Annotated in this window: 16 protein-coding genes; 4 read left to right on the top strand and 12 right to left on the bottom strand. The window is 66.7% G+C overall.

Annotated elements, in window-relative coordinates; translation table 11 throughout:
• Positions 1 to 18 precede the first annotated feature (18 nt).
• From K32_RS15910 to K32_RS15895, 4 genes are all read right to left on the bottom strand, one after another.
• Complete coding sequence (locus K32_RS15910; RefSeq protein ID WP_201400458.1) at positions 19 to 846, bottom strand: lytic transglycosylase domain-containing protein; 828 nt, start codon at positions 844 to 846, stop codon at positions 19 to 21.
• A 168-nt stretch (positions 847 to 1,014) separates the two neighbouring features.
• The gene (locus K32_RS15905; protein ID WP_201400457.1) at positions 1,015 to 1,497 is read right to left on the bottom strand and encodes a YaiI/YqxD family protein; all 483 of its coding nucleotides are present in this window, start codon (positions 1,495 to 1,497) and stop codon (positions 1,015 to 1,017) included.
• A 297-nt stretch (positions 1,498 to 1,794) separates the two neighbouring features.
• Complete coding sequence (locus K32_RS15900) at positions 1,795 to 3,030, bottom strand: lytic murein transglycosylase (protein ID WP_244669543.1); 1,236 nt, start codon at positions 3,028 to 3,030, stop codon at positions 1,795 to 1,797.
• A gap of 108 nt (positions 3,031 to 3,138) precedes the next feature.
• Positions 3,139 to 3,945: a DUF1194 domain-containing protein gene (locus K32_RS15895; protein WP_201400456.1), complete on the bottom strand. Its 807-nt coding sequence runs from the start codon at positions 3,943 to 3,945 to the stop codon at positions 3,139 to 3,141.
• Between the two features lie 370 nt (positions 3,946 to 4,315).
• Here K32_RS15895 and K32_RS15890 point away from each other — a divergent pair, with 370 nt between their 5' ends.
• Entirely contained in the window at positions 4,316 to 5,809 is a 1,494-nt protein-coding gene (locus K32_RS15890) for an MFS transporter (protein WP_201400455.1), read from the top strand.
• On the opposite strand, the gene K32_RS15885 is transcribed toward K32_RS15890, so the two are convergent.
• The 3 genes from K32_RS15885 to K32_RS15875 all read right to left on the bottom strand — a co-directional run bounded on the left by K32_RS15885 (position 5,723) and on the right by K32_RS15875 (position 10,581).
• Positions 5,723 to 7,618 (bottom strand): sensor domain-containing diguanylate cyclase, encoded by a 1,896-nt coding sequence (locus tag K32_RS15885; protein WP_201400454.1) that lies wholly within the window; start codon positions 7,616 to 7,618, stop codon positions 5,723 to 5,725. The two genes, K32_RS15890 and K32_RS15885, sit on opposite strands and share 87 nt — an antisense overlap.
• A gap of 153 nt (positions 7,619 to 7,771) precedes the next feature.
• Complete coding sequence (locus K32_RS15880; RefSeq protein ID WP_201400453.1) at positions 7,772 to 9,835, bottom strand: elongation factor G; 2,064 nt, start codon at positions 9,833 to 9,835, stop codon at positions 7,772 to 7,774.
• Between the two features lie 227 nt (positions 9,836 to 10,062).
• Positions 10,063 to 10,581, bottom strand: a complete 519-nt coding sequence (locus K32_RS15875; RefSeq protein WP_201400452.1) for a DUF992 domain-containing protein — start codon at positions 10,579 to 10,581, stop codon at positions 10,063 to 10,065.
• 251 nt (positions 10,582 to 10,832) lie between these two features.
• Here K32_RS15875 and K32_RS15870 point away from each other — a divergent pair, with 251 nt between their 5' ends.
• On the top strand, positions 10,833 to 11,807 hold the full coding sequence (locus K32_RS15870) for a magnesium transporter CorA family protein (protein WP_201400451.1): 975 nt from the start codon (positions 10,833 to 10,835) through the stop codon (positions 11,805 to 11,807).
• Positions 11,808 to 11,882: 75 nt separating this feature from the next.
• Here the strand turns inward: K32_RS15870 and K32_RS15865 are convergent, their stop codons facing one another.
• The 3 genes from K32_RS15865 to K32_RS15855 form a co-directional block, all read right to left on the bottom strand.
• Positions 11,883 to 13,325, bottom strand: coding sequence for a phospholipase D-like domain-containing protein (locus K32_RS15865; RefSeq protein WP_201400450.1), 1,443 nt, complete (start codon positions 13,323 to 13,325; stop codon positions 11,883 to 11,885).
• Between the two features lie 60 nt (positions 13,326 to 13,385).
• Entirely contained in the window at positions 13,386 to 13,796 is a 411-nt protein-coding gene (locus K32_RS15860; protein ID WP_201400449.1) for a VOC family protein, read from the bottom strand.
• Positions 13,797 to 13,879: 83 nt separating this feature from the next.
• A complete protein-coding gene (locus K32_RS15855) occupies positions 13,880 to 15,082 on the bottom strand; it encodes a pyridoxal phosphate-dependent aminotransferase (protein ID WP_201400448.1) in 1,203 nt (400 codons plus the stop codon).
• Positions 15,083 to 15,351: 269 nt separating this feature from the next.
• On the opposite strand from K32_RS15855, the gene msrP reads away from it, so the two are divergent.
• On the top strand, positions 15,352 to 16,308 hold the full coding sequence (gene msrP, locus K32_RS15850) for a protein-methionine-sulfoxide reductase catalytic subunit MsrP (RefSeq protein WP_201400447.1): 957 nt from the start codon (positions 15,352 to 15,354) through the stop codon (positions 16,306 to 16,308).
• A 451-nt stretch (positions 16,309 to 16,759) separates the two neighbouring features.
• Here msrP and K32_RS15845 read toward each other — a convergent pair whose 3' ends face one another.
• Entirely contained in the window at positions 16,760 to 17,650 is an 891-nt protein-coding gene (locus tag K32_RS15845) for a LysR family transcriptional regulator (RefSeq protein ID WP_201400446.1), read from the bottom strand.
• A 46-nt stretch (positions 17,651 to 17,696) separates the two neighbouring features.
• Positions 17,697 to 18,680, bottom strand: a complete 984-nt coding sequence (gene trxB, locus K32_RS15840) for a thioredoxin-disulfide reductase (protein ID WP_201400445.1) — start codon at positions 18,678 to 18,680, stop codon at positions 17,697 to 17,699.
• Between the two features lie 251 nt (positions 18,681 to 18,931).
• On the opposite strand from trxB, the gene K32_RS15835 reads away from it, so the two are divergent.
• The gene (locus K32_RS15835) at positions 18,932 to 19,396 is read left to right on the top strand and encodes an Lrp/AsnC family transcriptional regulator (RefSeq protein WP_201400444.1); all 465 of its coding nucleotides are present in this window, start codon (positions 18,932 to 18,934) and stop codon (positions 19,394 to 19,396) included.

The raw sequence follows: 19,396 nt of genomic DNA, 5'->3' as shown, positions 1-19,396 counted from the left end.
CGAAGGGTCTCGCGCTGATTAGCGCTTGCCGACCAGCTTGTCGGCGAAGAGCGCGGCGCTCTTGGCGTAGACGCCGGCCTTGTTCCACTCGCGCAGCACGCCGAAATTGTGCGAGCCTTCCTCCCACGAGCCGCCGCGCTGCCAGCCGTAACCCTTGAGGTAATTGGCGGTCGAGGCGAGGACGTCGATCGGGCTGTTGCGCAGATCCGCGTGGCCGTTGCGGTCGAAGTCGACGGCGAAGCGGACATAGGACGTCGGCAGGAACTGGGTCTGGCCGATTTCGCCGGCCCAGCCGCCCTTCATCTGCGCGGGCGAGAGGTCGCCTCGCTGGACGATCTTCAGCGCCGCCATCAGCTGGTCCTGGAAGAAGTCGGTGCGGCGGCAGTCGAAGGCGAGGGTCGCGAGCGAGCGGATGGTCGACATGTTGCCGCTGCCGGCGCCGAAATCGGTCTCCATGCCCCAGATCGCGATCAGGATCGGCGCGGGAACGCCGAACTGCTGCTCGATCCGGTCGAGCGGGCCCTTGTACTGCTGCATCAGCTTCTTGCCCTTGGCGACGCGGCCGGGCGAAACGACGCGCTTCGAATAGACTTCGAAGGGCTGGCTGAAATGCTTCTGGTTGCGGTCGAGCTTGATGACGCGCGGGTCGTAGGTGACGCCGGCAAACGACTGCTCGACAGTGGAGCGCGAGATGCCGGCCGAGATGGCCTCGGCCTTGAAGTCCTGCAACCAGGCGCCGAACTGCGCCGGGTCCTTGCCGCAGGTGGCGGCCTCGGCCTGGCCCAGACCAGCCACGAGCGCGACGGAGAGAGCGAGAGCCGGCAGGCGGAGTTTCGAGATCTTCATAGTGAGCCTTTGTCTTGTCGGAACGGCCGGGGACGGCGCAAAAAGGGGGCACGCGCACCGATATCCTAAGCCGGCGATGGTTACCTAGCGGTTGAAGAACTGATTCGATGCGACCATCGTCTCATTCGCGCCGCCACCTGTCCAAATTCACGGAAATTGCCGCTGCTTTCAGCCGAAACCGGCACGTTTCAGGCGGACGATGGCGAGATCGAGCGCCGACAGGAAGGCGGAGCGGTCCCTGGGCGAGAACGGGCGCGGGCCGCCGGTGATCGCGCCGGCCGAGCGCAGATCTTCCATCAGATTGCGCGTCGCCAGCACATTGCCGATCGAGGCTTCCGTGAAGGGCTTGCCGTTCGAGCCGATGACGTCGGCGCCTGCCTTGATGCAGCGGTCGGCCAGCGGAATGTCGGCCGTGATCACGATGTCGCCGCGGCCGACCCGCTCGGCGATCCAGTCGTCGGCGACGTTCAGACCGCTCGGCACGATGACGCGCTCGATCCAGCTTTCGCGCGGAATGCCGATCGGCGTGTTGGCGACGACATGGACCTTGAGGCGGTGCCGCTCGGCGACCTTGTAGATCTCGGCCTTCACCGGGCAGGCGTCGGCATCGACATAGATCTCGATCGGGCGGGGGGCAGGGGAGTTGGACATTCGATACTCAGAAAGGAAGAAGGGCCGCCCTTGAGGCGACCCTTCCATTGTCAGACCGCGACCCGGCACGTAGCCGGAGGAAAGCCGGTCACGCGGCGCAAACCCCTACGAAGGCAGAGATCCGGACCATTGCAGCCGACATACGCGGTGAAAGACAATGAGACACTAGACCACCTCCTTTCGATTGTTGATGACGCCCTTAACCTAGTCCTGTTCGGCCCGATTCGGTAGTCCCCGACGTCAGCTTCCGCAGCGGCGCGCTGTTTCTGCATCAGTCGCGTCGGGGTTGTCGCTCGCTCAGCGGATCGCCTGCAGGAGCCCGGCATCGGGGAAGCAGGTGGCCTGCCGGCCGTTCGCTTCCTCCCAAGCGCCGATCGAGATCCGGGTCTTGAAGCCGACGAGCCCGTCGACCTTGCCGACATCGGCGCCGCGCTTCACCAGCCGCTCCTGCATGGCCCGCACATCCGAGCGCTGGAAGCCGCCGACGTCCCCCCAGGCGGCGCTGAGCGGGCCCGCGCCGCGCAGCCGGTCGGCCAGGTGGCCGATGAAAAGGGCATAGAGATCGGACTCGTTGTAGCTCTTCAGCACGTAGAAATTGGAGGAGACGATGAAGGCGGGGCCATGCCGTCCGGCCGGCATCAGCAGGTGGCCGATGCGCTCGGGCGTGCGCCCGGCGAGCTTGCCGCCTCCGACCGGGCGAATGCCCATCTTCTCCCAGACCGCGAGCGGCTTGCCCTGTTCGGGTCCCTCGAGGCTGCAGGAGACATTCGCCGGCACGACGACCTCGACGCCCCAGCCGACGCCCGGCTGCCAGCCGTTCTGGCGCAGATAGTTGGCGATCGAGGCGAGGCTGTCGGGAACGGAGTTCCAGATATCGCGCTTGCCGTCGCCGTCGAAATCGACCGCCAGCGTCAGATATTTCGAGGGCAGGAACTGCGGCTGGCCGAGGGCGCCGGCCCAGGAACTGCGCATGTCCGCAAGCGGGATGTGGTCGCCTTCGAGGATCTGCAGCGCGGCGAGGAATTCCGGATAGAAGTTCGCCTTGCGCGCGCCCATGAAGGCTTCGGTCGCCAGCGCCCGGATGGCGGGGTAGGGCAGCTTGGCGGTGCCGAAGCCGGATTCACGCCCCCAGACCGCCACGACGATCGAGGCGGGGACGCCATAGGTCTTCTCGATCTTGGCGAGCGTCTTCGACCACTTGGCGAGCAGCGACTGTCCGCCATTCGCCAGCGCCGCCACCTTCGCCTCGCTGAAATAGCGGGCCGGGCCGGAGAATTCGGCCTGACGCTGCGGCTCCTCGCGCTTCTTCGGGAAGCCGGGCGGCGCGAGATCGGGCAGCGACCAGTCGAGCGTCAGTCCCGAGAGCGCGCTGTCGAGCGTGCGGGCCGAGACGCCGCGCGCTGCCGCATCGGCGCGGACCGTCGTCGCCAGCCAGCTCTGGAACTGCTTCTCGACCTTGGCCTGGGCTGCCGTCTGGGCGGTTGCCGGCAGCGCCGCGACGAGAAGCAGAAGAAGACTGAGCAGGATGCGCACGGGTTCGATCGCCTCGCCAAGGGTTGGAAACAGACCGCACCTTGGCGAAGGCAGGCGCTTCGCGCAACCGTTTCGCTGCCACAGCCGGCCCGGCAGGGCCGGTTCCCGTCAGCGCGAGAGCTTCGGACTGCCGATCGATTCACCCACCAGGCAGTCAGCCTGCGGCACCTCCCGCTGGTCGGCGACGGGCAGGATGACCGGGCCCTTGTCGGCGATTTCGGTGACCAGCTTGCGCCGGATCGCCTCCTCGAACTGCCCGACGGACGTGACGGCCACCATGAAGGCGCCGACGCCGCCGACCACGCAATCGCGGTAGTAGAGATCAAGATTGTCGATATCGAAGGCGGCGGAGCCGTTCTGGCGCGGTTCGCGCAGCGTGATCGCGAGGCCGTTGATGGTGATGCCGCGCGCCACGACGGCGTCGCGGATCGGGGTGACCGGCGGGCCCATATTGTTGGGGCCGTCGCCGGAGATGTCGATCGTGCGACGGGCGCCCGCAAATCCGTTGTGCTCGAACAGGGCGGCGCCGAACAGGAGGCTGCTGGAAATCGACGTGCCGTAGCGGCCATAGACTTCGCCGGGGCTGATCCGCTCCGCGACCGCGTCGGCGCCTTCGCCGTCCTCGATCATGCTCCAGGGAACGATGATCCGCTGCGAATTGGCGCCGGACCATTCGTAATAGGTGATGGCGATCCGGCCGAGCGGACCGGACTGGATGGCGGCGATCACGTCGGGATGGCGCAGCGCGGCGATGTATCCCTGCCGCTGCAGTTCCTGCTCTTCCGCGTCCATCGACCGCGACACGTCGACGGCGAGGACCAGCTCCAGATCGACGGGCAGGTCCTTGGCCCGGGCGAGCCCTGGAGCCAGGGCTGAAAAGACGGCTGCGGCCAGAAGGGTTCGAGCGTGCGGCATGTCGCGTCTCCGTTCGCGGGCCGACCTCTGCCGGGCAACGTCGTCGACGTGGTCCCGAGATGGATCGGCGTGGAAGGGCGGTTTGCCCCGGGGCGTTCGGGCCGATGGCGCCGGCGGCGCGGGCCGCCGTCTGCTGGCTTGTCTGTCGTTGTCTGGATTGGATCTGGCTCCACCGAGTTCGGCTCCGGTCCCGCTTGATGGAAGCCTAGGGCGCGACGGCTCCGTCTCAAGCGCGCGGACGGCTCTGCCGGGCGCCCCGCGGATCAATTCGTCGGCACTCGACACGGCCCCCGAGCCGTCGGCGCGAATGTCGGATAGAGTGGGAAAACCATTTGCCAGGGAGGCAGGCTTGGGCGAGGCGGGCAGGACGATGTCGGATAACGCCGTCGCGGATGGGCGGGGCTATGTCCTTCTCGCCACCATCCTCGCCTCCGGCATGGCGTTCATGGACGGATCGATCGTCACGGTCGGCCTGCCGGCGATCCGCGCCAATCTCGACGCCAGCTTCGCCGAGGCGCAATGGACGGCGAACGCCTACACGCTGACGCTGGCGGCCTTCACGCTGCTCGGCGGCGCCGCCGGCGATGCCTATGGGCTGCGCCGGGTCTTCATGCTCGGGATCATCCTGTTCGGCGTCGCCTCGGCGGCCTGCGGGTTGGCCTGGTCGCCCGAGAGCCTGATCCTGGCGCGCGCCATCCAAGGGATCGGCGGGGCGATGATGGTGCCGGGTTCGCTCGCCCTCATCACGCAGCACTATCCCGCCGCCATGCGCGGGCGGGCGATCGGCACCTGGGCCGCCGCCTCGTCGATCGCCCCGGCGATCGGCCCGATCCTCGGTGGCGCGCTGGTGGATCTCGGCTCCTGGCGGGCGCTGTTCCTGATGAATGTCCCGATCGCCGTCGCCGCCTGGCTTCTCTGCCGTGCCAAGGTGCCGGCCGACAACCCGACCGCCGCCGTGCGGATGGACTGGACGGGCGGCCTGCTCGCCGTCCTTGGCCTCGGATTGCTGACCTACGGGTTGACGCGGCTCGGCACCGAGTCCGGCTTCCAGTTCGAGGTCGCGGCGGGGCTGACGCTGGCGGGCGCGCTGGTGCTGGCCGGTTTCGTGTTCTACGAGGCCCGGACGCCGTCGCCGATGATGCCGCTCGACCTCTTCAGGAGCCGCATGTTCGCCGGCGTCAATGTCCTGACGCTGCTGCTCTATTTCGCGCTGGCCGGAGCGCTGTTCTTCCTGCCGACGGCGCTGATCCAGGCGCACCACTACAAGGCGGCGCTGGCTGGATCCGTCTTCCTGCCCTTCGTCATCGTGATGGCGGTGCTGTCACGCTTCGGCGGCGGGCTGGCAGACAAGGCCGGCGTGCGGCCCTGCCTGACCGTCGGGCCGATCCTGACCGGCATCGGCTTCCTGCTGCTGGCGCCGGCCGTCGCGCAGGGCGGCTTCTGGATCGCGGTGGTGCCGACGATGCTGGTGATGGGGCTCGGCATGGGCATCACCGTGGCGCCGCTCTCGACGGCCGTGATGAATGCGGCGCCGGACGAGCGGAGGGGCGCCGCGTCCGGCATCAACAATGCCGTGGCGCGCGTCGCCGGTCTCCTCGCCGTTGCGAGCCTTGGCGCGGCCGTCAGCTTCGGTTTCGAGCGTGTGCTGGCCACGGCCGGAACGGAGACGGCGGCCATGGTGCGCTCCGCCGGCTTCGGCGGCAATCTGGAGCGGCTCACCGGCGTCGATCCCGCCGAGGCGGCGGCGCTCTGGGCGCGCGCGACGATCGCCGGCTTTTCAGCCGCTACCGTGCTCTGCGGCGTTTTCGCGATCCTGGCAGGCGTCGTCGGCTGGCTCTACACCGGCGACCGCAAGCAGGGCTGAGACGGCCTGGTCGCCTCGGGGATGGTCGGCGCGCTGCTGCTGGTCCGCGATGCGATAGCTCGATCCGCCGGATGCCTTGGCGTCGTAGAGGGCGATGTCGGCCCGGCGATAGGCGCCTTCGAAATCGGGGTTGCCGCCGGCGACCTGGGCGATGCCGATGCTGGCGCCCGTCGAGACGACGGCGTCGGCGAAGCCGATTGGCTCGGAGATGCGGGCGATCAGCCGCTGCGCCGTCTGTTCCGCCTCGCCGAGCCGTGACTCGATCAGCAGCGCGAACTCGTCGCCGCCGATGCGGGCGGCGATGTCGCGCTTGCCGAGGCAGGCGCGCAGGCGATCGGCGATGGCGAGCAGCGCATGGTCGCCGAACTGGTGGCCGTAGAGGTCGTTGATCGGCTTGAAGTCGTCGAGATCGATGAGGAGGAAGCAGAAGCTGCGCTTCTCCTCGTTCCAGCGCTGGAAGCTCTCGGTCAGCGAGGCGCGGTTGGCGAGGCCGGTCAGGGCGTCGTGATGGGCGCGGCGGTCGAGCTCCTCCTGGCGGGCGCGCCGGCGCGAGATGTCGAGCAGCGTGCCGACGGCGCGCGTCGGGTTGCCTTCCGCGTCACGCTCGACGACGCCGCCGCGATCGAGCACCCAGACCCAGTGCCCGTCCCGGTGGCGCAGGCGCTGTTCGACGCTGTAGCGGGGGGATCGACCCTCGAGATGGTCGTTCAGTCGACGGGCCGTCTCCGCCGTATCGTCGGGATGGCGCAGCGCCCCCCAGGTGTCGACCACTTCCTTGAGCTCGTGCCGCTGATAGCCGAGGATCGCGTACCAGCCGTCGCTGAAATAGGTCTCGTCGGTGTTGATGTTCCAGTCCCAGACACCCTCGCTGGAACCCGCCAGCGCATAGCGCAGCCGCTCCTGGCTTCGCTTGAGGTCGCGCGCCGCCTTCCGCAGGCCGGCGAGCGCGGCGGCGACGAATAGGGGCGGAATGGCGTTCAGGCTCAGCGCAAGCTCGGTGCGCTGCAACTGCCAGGCGATCGACGTGTTGTTGTAGGCGCGCGGCCATTCGCCGGCGACGATCAGCAGGATGATGGCGAGCGAGATCGCCGAGCCGAGAGACGCGGTGGCCGGCGGCCCGAAGCGGATCGCGCACCAGAGCAGCGGCGCGGTGAAGAAGCTGATCATCGACACGCCGGTGTCGCGCATCACGAGGATGGCGCCGGCGGCCACGGCGACGATGGCGAGGAATTCCAGGACGAGCGGCCATTCGCTTCGCCGCAAGGCCCGCCGGAACTGATCCATGCGGCCCGGTTTCACCCAGGCGAAGAACGGCGCCAGGATGATCGCGGCGCTGGCTGCGTTGAGGCGCCAGAGGACCGGGAAGGTGTCGCCGATCGGAACGTCCCGATACCAGGCGAGCGTGGCGGAGGCGGAGAGCGCGCTGAGGATCGCGCCGGTGGAGAGGATGGCGACGAGGACGGTGACGTTGAAGATGCTTTCGAGGCCGGAGCCCGGCAGCCGCAGCCGATGCGCGGCGTAGACGACGAAGACGACTTCGAGGAGGTCCGAGGCGGTCAGGGCGAGGCCCATCGCTCCGGCGCCGACCACCGTCTGCAGCAGCACGCCGCCGACGGCCGCGCCGGCGAGCACCCAGCCGGCCTGGCGGAGGCCGAGCGACAGGATCAGCACAACGAGCAGGCCGTTGACCGGCCAGAAGGCCGGGGCGTTCTCCGCGAGCTGCATGAGCCACAAGCCGGTCCAGGCCGCCACCGCGAAGAGCACGCAGCCGGACACGAACGAGACCAGCGGAAGGGGAAGTCGATGCACCACAGGTTGTCCTGATTGTCGCTTCTTCGCTTGCTATCGCAGCAAAGCATTGAGGAAGAGCGAAGAAGAGCGATCAAATTTAACGAATACAGCCTGTGCGGGTATTGAGGCGGGTTCGGGGAGCCACAGGCCCCCCGAACGAAGCGGCCGAGGTTAGGCCGCGCGGGTGCCTTTCTTGACCGAAACCTGTTCCGCCAGCCGGCCGCTGAGCTCCGCCAGATGGTCGAAACGGCTGGAATAGGTGCCGACGCCGGCCGTCGCCGACCGAAGCTCGACGATCAGGCCACGCATTTCGGATTCCGGGATCTCGGCCTCGACGACGTCCCAGCCGGGCCATTCCGGCTTGGCGTCGAAGCCAAGCAATTGGCCGCGGCGCTGAGTGACCATCATGTTGACGCGGGAACTCGCTTCCGACGGCACCGAGACGGAGACATGCAGCACCGGTTCGAGCAGGACCGGCGTGCAGGCCTCCAGCGCCTCGCGCATGCCGATCTGCGCCGCCGTGCGGAAGGCCTGGTCGGAGGAATCGACCGCGTGATAGGAGCCGTCCGTCAGCTTGACCGCCACATCGACGACCGGGAAGCCGAGCGGTCCCTTCTGCAGGACGTCCTGCACGCCGGCCTCGATCGCGGGGATGTAGTTGCGGGGCACGACGCCGCCGGTGATCTCGTCCTCGAACAGGAACCCTTCGCCGCGCCGCTGCGGCCGGATCTGCAGCACGCAGTCGCCGAACTGGCCGTGGCCGCCGGACTGCTTCTTGTGCCGGCCGCGCACCGACGCCTCGCCGCGTATGGTCTCGCGATAGGGGATCGTCGGCGGGCGGGTCTCGACCTTCAGCCCGTATCGCGCCGCGAGACGCTCGATCGCCACGCGCAGGTGCATCTCGCCCTGGCCGCCGATCCGGATCTCGCTGGTTTCCGCGTCCTGGCTGATGACCAGCGACGGGTTTTCCTCCGCCAGCCGGCCGAGGGCGGCCGAGAGCTTGGTCTCGTCCTTGCGCTCTCCGGGCTGGACGGCGAGGGCGATCACGGGCTCCGGCGTTGCGAGCGGCGCCAGCTGGACCGGCGGCTGCTTGCCCGTCGCCAGCGTCATGCCCGTTGCCGCGCCGTCGAGCTTACCGAGGCCGACGACTTCGCCAGCCGAGGCCGGCTCGCGCTTCGAGGCCTGCGGGCCGAGCAGGCGCAGCAAGCCCGATACCCGGCCGACGGAACCCTCGGGGCCGACCAGCTCGGTGCCGTCGGAAATCGTGCCGCGCAGAACCCGCGCCACGGAGAGCTTGCCGGCATGGCCGGTGTGGAGCGTCTTCATGACCTGAAGGACGGTCTCGTTGCCTTCCGGCAGGCCAAGCCGTTCCGCCGTCGCCGCGATATCCGGGACTTCGTGCCGGATCGCCTTCAGCAGGCGCCCGATGCCATGCGCGTGCAGCGCCGAGCCGATCAGCACCGGGCAGACGAGGCCTGCCCGCATGTCGGCGACGAGATCGGCGAGCACATGCTCGCGCGACGGCTCGACGTCCTCGAGCAGCTCCTCCATCAGCGCGTCGTCATAGTCGGCGAGTTTTTCCAGGAGTGCGTATCGCTCTCGCGCCTCGGCAACGCGGATCTCGTCCGTCATGTCGATCAACTCGCTCGGCGCATATTCGCGGTAGACGAAGGCGCGCTCCAGGGCGAGGTCGACGAAACCGGTGACGACGTCGTGCTGGCGGATCGGGATGTGGCGGAGGAGCAGGGGCACGGCGCTCGCCGGCTGGAGCAGCTCCAGCGTCTCGCGCACGCCCTTGTCGCTCTTGTCGATCTTGTTCAGGAACAGGATGCGCGGAATGCCGCGCGCCTCCAGCCGCTTCAGGATCAGCTGCAGCGCTCCCATCTTCTTCTCGTCCGGCTCGGCGACGACGATGGCGCAGTCGACGGCGTCCAGAACGGCTTCCGCCTCATGGCTGAACTCGACCGAGCCGGGGCAGTCGAGCAGGGTGATCCGCTCGTCCATGAAGCTGGTCTCGGCGACGTTGAGCTCGACGCTCATGGCGTGGGCGCGCGCTTCCGGGGCGCTGTCGCCGACCGCGCTGCCGTCGCCGACGATGCCCTGCTTATGGATCGCGCCGGTGCGCGCCAGCATCGCTTCCATCAGGGTCGTCTTGCCGCTGCCGAAGGGGCCGACCAGGGCGATCGCCTTGGGGCCGGCACTTCTGCCGACACCACCTCCGTTCTGGTTCGTCATCGCTTCCTCCGTTCATGAAATGTTCTTTGATCATTCTCATGTCTTGGATGCGTGAACCGGAGCCAGAGATCCGGCCCGCCCGTCGATCGTCTCAGGGAAAGGCGGATGTGGCAAGGCGGGGAAGCGGAAATGCGAAAGGCCCGCGCCGGTCGGCGCGGGCCTCGTCATCCCGGGGGATGAAAATCCGAGCGATCCCGCCCGCTAGGGCGGCGGGACCGGTGTTGGTCTTAGTTGACCGGGTCGAGCAGCAGGGCCGCGCCGCCGGCGGCGACGTTGAGGCCGACCTGGCCGGTCACGCTGATCGGCTGCAGGGCGATCGAGCCGCGGGTGCCGCCGAACAGGACGTTGGCGCCGACGCCGCCGACAACGGTCGCTTCCGCCGTCGCGCCGAGATAGAGGCCGCCGAGCGAGCCGCGGTGATAGCCGGCCGTCGGCGCGAACACGGCCCAGACCAGGCGACCCTGCTTGGTCCAGCCGAGGTCGACGCCGAGCTTCTTGATGTTGCCGATATACTGCTCGGAGCCGCCGCCATACGGAGCGAAGGTGCAGGCGACTTCCTTGGCCGAGCCGATGATGTAGCCGAGGCCGGAATTGATGTCGCAGGTGAGCGTGCCGATGCGGACGCCGTTGCGGCCGTCTTCGTAAACCGGCGCCGTGGTCAGGTCGGCGGCCTTGGCGACGCCGAGACCGGCGAGGGTCATCGCCACAGCTGCCGCAACGCGCTTGATGGAAACAAACTTGGACATAATGAATTGTTCCTTTCATGTTACGCCGAGCAGCGTCACCGCTGCCAGACGCCGTCCGGGGGGCTACTTCAGTGGCAACCGGAATATATGGCGGCCAACCCTGGTGGCGACCAGATACTGGCCATGATAACGACTCTCCCGGCTATTCGATCCACCGAAGTGCACTGCACTCGTCATGACAAACCAAATGCGGTTGGGCAAGTGTCCCGTGTCACTTGTCTTGCCGTTCGGTTAACGCCCTGGAGTTGCTGATGCTGACAGCCTACGCGGTCACCGCCACCGGGCCCACCGTTCTTCCCCCCGCCGAGACCGATTTCGCCGCGACGGCGGGATGGATCGATCTCTATGTTCCGACAGCGGACGAAGAGCATGCCGCCGAGGCTTTCCTCGGCGCGCTGGTGCCGACGCGGGAAGAATCGCAGGAGATCGAGTTCTCCAGCCGCTTCTATGTCGAGAACGGCGTGGTGTTCATGACGGCCAGCGTGCTCGCCGGCCTCGACGTCGGTCATCCGGTGCTGACGCCGTTCACCTTCGCCGTCTCGAAGTCGAAGATCGTCACGCTGCGCTACGAGGAGATGAAGGCCTTCCGCCAGTTCCTCGCCGTGGCGCCCAAGCCGGAGAGCGGCTGCGGCACGGTGGTCGGCATTTTCAACGGGCTGCTCGAAGCGTTCATCGCCCGCACCGCCGACGTGCTCGAGCACATCGCCCAGCATGTCGACCGCATCAACAGCGAGATTTTTACGCGCAAGCCCAGCGAGCGCCTGCGCTCCAAGCGGCTGGCGGTGCTCATCGGCGCGATCGGCACGCAGGGCGATCTCGCCTCGAAGGCGCGCGAAAGTCTGGCCTCGCTGGAGCGCCTTGCCCAGTACGCCGCCGCCATGCTGCCCGATCAGGCGCTGAAGAACGGCAATGGCGCGCGCCTCAAGCTGGCGCTGCGCGACGTGCGCTCGCTCGAGGACCACGTCAATTTCGTGCTGAACAAGATCACCTTCCTGCTCGACGCGACGCTCGGCCTCGTCGCCAACCAGCAGAACCAGGTGGTGAGCGTGCTCACCGTCGCCTCGACCATCCTGATGCCGCCGACGCTGATCGGCACGATCTACGGCATGAACTTCAAGGACATGCCGGAGCTCGGCTGGGGTTATGGCTATCCGCTGGCGCTCGCGATCATGGCGATCTCGGCGCTCGTTCCCTTCCTCTATTTCAAGCGGCGCGGCTGGCTCTGACGCCGCCGTAGCTATTTGTTTGGTCGCGTTTTCCTGACGCGAACCGGACCCACTTCGCTTGAAAACGCTTCGAGGTCAGAGATAGGGCGTCAGCAGCCGCACCGCCGCGTCGCGCAATCTCGCCGGCAGCGGGCGGTTGCGCAGCTCCGCCACGGTCACCAGCCGCGCATCGACCGTCTTGGCGTCGATGAGCGCGTTGATCTTGGTGGCGAAGGTGTCCTGATAGGCCTCGACGTTGAACTCGAAGTTCAGCCGCAGGCTACGCGCGTCCCAGTTGGCGCTGCCGAACAGCACCCAGGCGTCGTCGACCGTCATCAGCTTGGAGTGATCGAACGGGGGCTGCGCCCGACGTATCTGCACGCCGGAGCGGATCAGCGGCGAGAGCGAGCCGTTCATCGCCCAGTCCATGTAGCGCTGGTCGGAGCGGCCGGGAATCAGCAGTTCGACCGAAACGCCGCGCAGCGCGGCGAGGGCGAGCTGCGAGGTGATGCGGTCGTCGGGCAGGAAATAGGGCGTGACGATGCGGATCCGCCGCTCGGCGCGTCCGATCGCCGCCGCCATCGTCCACATCAGCTTCTCATTGTCCTCGTCCGGCCCGCTGGCGATGCCGCGGGCCGGGATCGAGCCGGCGGCCCCGATCGCCGGGAACCAGTTCGGACCCTTCAGCAGCTCGCCGGTGGTGAAGTCCCAGTCCTCGGCGAAGGTTTCCATGAGATGGGAGACGACCGGCCCCTCGACGCGGAAATGCACGTCCTGGACGGCGCGGTCGATCGGGGTCTTGATCTTGCGGAAGAGGTTGCCGCCGCTGATGTTCATGCCACCGGTGAAGCCGTGGCAGCCATCCGTCACCATGACCTTCTTGTGGTTCCGGAGGTTGATGAACGACATCTTCCAGGGCGCGACCTCGTGCAGGAAGCGCGCGACCGGCACGCCCGCCGTCAGCAGGCGCTGATAGGCGAGGTTCTTCAGGTAGCCGCCGCCGATGCCGTCGAGCAGCACGCGCACTTCCACGCCGCGCCCATGCGCCGCGATCAGCGCGTCGATGATCGGCGCGCCGCCGCTATCGTCATGGAAGATGTAGCCGGAGATGCCGACGCTCGCCTGCGCCGCGTCGATCGCCCGCACCATCTCGGGATAGGCGACGTCGCCATCGACGAGCGGCGTGATGGAGTTGCCGGCCAAGAGCGGCCGCCCGGTGATCCGGAGGCCGAATTTCGCCAGCGGTTCCAGATGCTCGTCGTCGCCATGCGCGACGTCGGCGGGCGACAGCACGAATCGCGATTCCGGCGGCTCGACGTCCTCGCCGGCGTCCGACATCTTGATCGCCTTGCGGCGGACGCGGTTGACGCCGAACATCAGGTAGAGCAGCGGCCCGACATAGGGCGACAGCCAGGCGAGGCCGATCCACGCAATCGTCGATTGCGGGTTCAGCCGGGTCAAAAGGGCGTGCACCGTCACCGCCCCGGCCAGGACGATGTGCAGCAGCGAAAACAGTAGTGCCAGTTGGCTAGCCATCATTGCCCGTCCCCTCGACCTTAAGCGTCAATAGTCGATGTCGGGCAAGGATCAAAGCGCCGCTTACGCCGGACGAAGCGGCGCGCCGTTGATCTCGATGATGTTGCGGTCGGGATCGAGGAGATAAAGCTGCGGATAGCCCGCGCGCCCGCTGCGCAGCACGTAGAGGTAGTTGGCCGCGTCGGCCGGGGCGTGCTCGTCGAAGCCGCGCTCGGTGAGGTGCGCCAGGATGCCGTCGAAATCGTCCGTCCGGAAGGCGAAATGGACGTCGCCATTGTCGATGCCGGGACGGGTGCGGAAGGTGCCTTCCGGATTGAGCACGAGATGGACCTGCAGCGATCCGCAGGCGAGCCAGGTGCCGGGAATGGTGAAGGCCGGGCGGGGCACGCTCTTGAGCCCGAACAGCTCCTCGTAGAAGCGCGTCGAGCGATCGAGGTCCGTCACCGTGATCGAGACGTGGTCAAGCGTCAGCATGGGATTGTCTCCGGTGGACGAGTTTCGGCTTCAGTCGCGCAAGGGAGGCGACCGCCGCGAGGCGGCCGCCCGTCATGTTTGTCTTAGCGCAGGTTGCCGCAGAAGCGCTGGATGCGCGTGCAGGCCTCTTCCAGCGCCTCGGTCGAGGTCGCGTAGGAGATGCGGAAGTAGGGCGCCAGGCCGAAGGCCGAGCCCTGGACGACGGCGACGCCTTCCTCTTCCAGCAGCGCCGTGACGAAGTCCTCGTCGGTCTTCAAGAGCTTGCCGCCTGCCGTCGTCTTGCCGAGCGTGCCGGCGCAGGACGGGAACACGTAGAACGCGCCTTCCGGGTTCGGGCAGACGATGCCGTTCGCCTGGTTCAGCATCGAGACGACGAGGTCGCGGCGCTTCTTGAAGATCTCGGCGTTCTCGGGGATGTAGTCCTGCGGACCGTTCAGCGCCTCGACCGCCGCCCACTGCGAGACGGAGGAGGGGTTGGACGTCGACTGCGACTGGATCGTGCCGATCGCCTTGATCAGCTCGACCGGGCCGCCGGCATAGCCGATGCGCCAGCCGGTCATCGCATAGGCCTTGGAGACGCCGTTCACGGTCAGCGTGCGGTCATAGAGCTTCGGCTCGACCTCGGCGATCGTGGCGAACTCGAAGCCGTCGAAGACGAGGTGCTCGTACATGTCGTCGGTCATGATCCAGACATGCGGATACTTGAGCAGCACGTCGGCGAGGGCCTTGAGCTCGGCGCGCGTGTAGCCGGCGCCGGTCGGGTTCGACGGCGAGTTGAGGATCAGCCACTTGGTCTTCGGCGTGATCGCGGCTTCGAGTGCCTCCGGACCGATCTTGAAGCCGGTCGACTGCGGGCCGACGATCTCGACCGGCGTGCCGCCGCCGAGCGCCACGATCTCCGGGTAGGAGACCCAGTACGGCGCCGGGATGATGACCTCATCGCCGGGGTTCAGCGTCGCCATCAGCGCGTTGTAGAGCACCTGCTTGCCGCCCGTGCCGACCGTGATCTGGTTCGGGGCGTAGGTCAGGTTGTTCTCGCGCTTGAACTTGGCGGCGATGGCGGCCTTGAGCTCGGGGATGCCGTCGACGGCGGTGTACTTGGTCTTGCCTTCGCGGATCGCCTGGATCGCGGCTTCCTTGATGTTTTCCGGGGTATCGAAATCGGGCTCGCCAGCGCCGAGGCCGATGACGTCACGGCCAGCCGCTTTCAGTTCGCGCGCCTTGTTCGTGACCGCGATGGTCGCGGACGGCTTGATGCGGGCGAGGCTATCAGCGAGGAAGGCCATTTTGGGCTCCGAAAGTGGAAAACATAAGGGATTTATGCGGCGCGGAACCTAGTCTGCGGGGCGCATGATGGCAAGGGTCGATGGCGCCGTCGGAGCGAGCATCGGGCGGGCGGGGAGCCGAAGGGGAGCCCAGGGGGAGGCAAGGGGAGGCAAGGGGAGGGCAAGCGGGAGCCAAGGCAGCCGATCGAACGCGGCGAATTGATTTTGAACCCTTTTGCTCCGGTCCTACGTATTTGCCGACAGGGCTCGATACCGGAATGGAGACGACCATGCTCATTCGCCGCAAACGTGGCTGGGAGATACCTGAAAGCAGCGCCACCCCGGAGGCGGTGTTTCTCAATCGCCGCGAGATTCTCGCCGCCAGCGGGCTCGGGCTGGCGGCCGCCGCCCTGCCGCGTTTCGCGCGCGCCGCCGACGAGGATCCGAGTTCAGGGCTTTATCCCGCCAAGCGCAATCCGCGCTACACGATCGAGCGCGACATCACGCCGGAAGAGATCAACGCCCACTACAACAACTTCTACGAATACAGCACCGACAAGGAGCTCGCGGACGCGGCCCAGGCACTGAAGGTGCGGCCCTGGACGATCCAGTTCGGCGGCCTGGTCGAGAAGGAGAAGACGGTCGACATCGACGGTCTCCTGAAGGCGATGAAGCTCGAGGAGCGGGTCTATCGCCATCGCTGCGTCGAGGCCTGGTCGATGACGGTGCCGTGGACGGGCTTTCCGCTCGCCGATCTCGTCGCCTATGCGAAGCCGCTCTCGGGCGCGAAATACATCCGCATGGAGACGTTCCTCGATCCGGCCATGGCGCCGGGCCAGAACCAGCCCTTCTACCCCTGGCCCTATGTCGAGGGGCTCTCCATGGCCGAGGCCAACAACGAGCTCGCCTTCATGGTGACCGGCGTCTACGGCAAGCCGCTCTTGAAGCAGATGGGCGCGCCGATCCGCCTGCACACGCCGTGGAAATACGGTTTCAAATCGATCAAGTCGATCGTCAAGGTGAGCTTCGTCGAGGAGCAGCCGGCGAATTTCTGGCAGCAGCTGCAGGCGTCCGAATACGGCTTCTGGGCGAATGTGAACCCGGACGTGCCGCATCCGCGCTGGAGCCAGGCGTCCGAGACCGTCATCGGCACCCGCGAGCGCATCCCGACTCGGATCTACAATGGCTACGGAGAGTTCGTCGCCGGGCTGTACAAGGGGATGGAGAGCCAGCCGCTCTTCATGTAGGCACGCCTGTTTTTTAAGCAGAGCCGCGTCGGCGTCGCCGTTGGTAAAATGCTTTACAAAAGAAAAGGCCGGGCACTCTTGCGAGGCCCGGCTAAGTCTTTGTTGCTGCGGCAGGGAAATGCGCAGCAAACACCTTCCAGAGGGGAACAGCTGAGGTCGAACCCATCGCAGGGAGGAGGGAGCGAGAGGCCCAACGCATCAACTGATTACGTATATGGATTGGTCAGGCTGCCCAATCAACCGGCAGGGGTGCATTTCTGCTATGCAAATTTGATATGACGCAATCAGGATTTCGCATGGCTCGGAATTGCTCTGAATTTGGCGTCACATTCCCGGAAATCCGGGAATGAATTTTCTGGATTTGCCATGATTCTGGAATGGTACCGAAACCGCCGGGATGCAGCGGTCGATCATGTCACATTCCTGTGCCTTGTATCGCGGCACGGCGCGATCAGAACTGCCAGTTCTGCGCCTTGGCGAGCATGAAATCGCGGAAAGCGGTCACGCGGGCGGAATTCTTGAGCTCGGAAGGGTAGCAGAAATAGGTCGGGAAGCTCGGCACCTGCGCTTCCGGCATCAGCTTCACCAGCGTCGAGCCTTCTTCCAGCATGTAGTCGGGCAGGATGGCGATGCCTGTCCCGCGCTCGACCGCCGCCTTGATGGCGTAGATGTTGTTGATGCGCACGATCGGCTCGCGCGGATTGTCGGTCGAGCGGCCGGCGATCTCGAGCCAGTTCACGTCGCGGATGTTCGGCGGCACGGGCACGCCGAAGGTGACGATGCGGTGGTGATCGAGGTCATCCAGCGTCTCCGGCTTGCCGAAGCGCTCGACATAGGAGGGCGCCGCGTAGACGTGATAGTGCGCGGTGAACAGGCGGCGCTGGATCAGGTCCGGCTGCACCGGCTGGCGCAGGCGGATCGCCACGTCGGCCTGGCGCATGGTCAGGTCCAGCTCCTGATCGTCGAGAATCAGGTGCAGGTTCAAATCCGGATGCAGGTCGACGAATTCGTTGATGCGCTGGGTCAGCCAGGTCGAGCCGAGCGCCACCGTCGTGGTGATGCGCAGCGTGCCGGTCGGCTTCTCGCGCGAATCGGTCAGCCGGATCTTCACGCCCTCGAGCTTCTGCATCACGTCCTGCGACGTGCGGTACAGCAGCTCGCCCTGCTCGGACAGAATCAGTCCGCGGGCATGGCGATGGAAGAGCGGGACGCCGAGATCGCTTTCCAGCGCGCCGACCTGGCGGCTGACGGCAGACTGGCTCATGCCCAGCGCCTCGCCGGCGTGGGTGAACGAGCCGGCCTGCGCGGCGGCATGAAAAATCCTCAGTTTGTCCCAGTCCATGGTTGGACAGCCCCCTCCGTAGCACCAGCCTTTTTTTGTAGTCTCGTTATTCGGCTGCGGCTGCGGCCTCGGTCACAACCGGATTGATCGCCAGCCAGCGCTCGGCTTCGAGCGCTGCCATGCAGCCCTGACCGGCGGCCGTGACGGCCTGCCGGAACGTCTCGTCGGTGACGTCGCCCGCCGCGAACACGCCGGGAACGCTGGTCGCCGTCGAATCGGGCGCCGTCCAGATGTAGCCGGAAGGCTTCAGGTCGAGCTGGCCCTTGACGATCTCGACCGCCGGCGCGTGGCCGATCGCCACGAACACACCATGCGTCTCGCGCTCGCTGACCGCGCCGGTCACGACATTGCGCAGCCGCACGCCCGTCACCGAAGGCGGGAAGCCGGTCTTGCCCAGCACCTCGTCGACGACCGTGTCCCAGACCACCTCGACATTGTCGAGGCCGAACAGGCGGTTCTGCAGGATGCGCTCGGCGCGGAAATGATCGCGGCGATGGACGACGGTCACCTTCTTGGCGATGTGCGCCAGATAGAGCGCCTCCTCGACGGCCGTGTTGCCGCCGCCGACGACGAAGACTTCCTTGTCGCGGTAGAAGAAGCCGTCGCAGGTGGCGCAGGCGGAGACGCCGAAGCCCTTGAATTTCTGCTCGCTGTCGATGCCGAGCCATTTCGCCTGCGCGCCGGTGGCGATCACCAGCGTGTCGGCGGCGTAGATCTCGCCGGAATCACCCTTGAGGATGAAGGGGCGCTGCGACAGGTCGGCCTCGACGATGTGGTCGGAGACCATCTTGGTGCCGACATGCTCGGCCTGGGCGCGCATCTGCTCCATAAGCCAGGGGCCCTGGATGACGTCGGCGAAGCCCGGATAGTTCTCGACATCCGTGGTGATGGTGAGCTGGCCGCCCGGCTGGACACCGGCGATCAGCATCGGTTCCAGCATGGCGCGCGCGGCATAGATGGCGGCGGTGTAGCCGGCAGGACCGGATCCGACAATGATGAGCTTGGCGTGCTGCATGATGGGGCCAGACATAATGTCGAGACGCGCACTTTTTAAGGGTGGCGACTCTGGAGGGATGTGTGAAGCGCATGTAAGGATGGAAGCTATGCGATCCTGTGCGTTCTCGCGAACAATTGTTTCCGAATCATGGCAATTCGGCCAGACTCCAATATCCGATTGCCGACCAGCATCCCCGGCTTTCTTTCCAGTTACAGGCTCTGACCCGGTGTCCATCGTGCGCTGCCTGCTCCCAGTTGAGTTCAGCCCCTGACCGTGAGGCCCGAGTGAAAGCCCGTCTAGACGCGATCGACTGGAAGATCCTGAAGGAATTGCAGGCCGACGGTCGCATCACCAATGTCGAGCTCGCCCGCCGGGCCGGCATTTCGGCGCCGCCCTGCCTGCGGCGCATGCGGGCGCTCGAGGAAGCCGGCATCATCGAGGGCTACCGGGCCCTGGTCGACGAGGGCGCGCTCGGCTACGACGTCACCGCCTTCGCCATGATCGGGCTTTCGAGCCAGGCCGAGGCCGACCTGACCGCCTTCGGCGCCCGGGTGCGCGACTGGTCGATCGTGCGCGAGTGCTACATGCTGTCGGGCGAGGCGGACTTCATCCTGAAATGCGTCGCCCCGACCCTGAAGGCGTTCCAGGCCTTCGTCGAGGAGCTGACGGCGGCGGCCAATGTCGCCAGCGTGCGCACCACCCTCACCATCCGCCGTATCAAGGACGAGCCGCTGGTTCCGATCGAGTAG

This window comes from Kaistia sp. 32K, assembly GCF_016629525.1.
Taxonomy (GTDB): Bacteria; Pseudomonadota; Alphaproteobacteria; order Rhizobiales; family Kaistiaceae; genus Kaistia.
The sequence above is the reverse complement of the archived record's forward strand: the minus strand, read 5'-3'. Positions and strand labels throughout refer to the sequence as shown.